The organism is Bacillus cereus group sp. BfR-BA-01347 (assembly GCF_022663835.1).
Lineage (GTDB): Bacteria > Bacillota > Bacilli > Bacillales > Bacillaceae_G > Bacillus_A > Bacillus_A thuringiensis_K.
Map to the genome: position 1 here is coordinate 1 of NZ_JAKUGG010000114.1, position 217 is coordinate 217.

Genomic DNA, 217 nt, shown 5'->3' on the forward strand with positions numbered 1-217 from the left:
TACTTACAGCTCCCCGAAGCATATCGGCGTTAGTCCCGTCCTTCATCGACTCCTAGTGTCAAGGCATCCACCGTGCGCCCTTTCTAACTTAACCAAACTAAAATTAAAAAAATATGAGCTACACTGTTATCTAGTTTTCAAAGAACATACATTTATATATGAGAGATAGTTCTCTCAAAACTGAACAAAACGAAACACGGAAACTTATATTGATAAG

At 37.8% G+C, this 217-nt stretch carries 1 rRNA gene; it reads right to left on the minus strand.

Annotated features, from left to right (window positions below):
- A 23S ribosomal RNA gene (locus MR143_RS32900) occupies nt 1-94 on the minus strand; the annotation flags it as partial.
- Nucleotides 95-217: the final 123 nt, after the last annotated feature.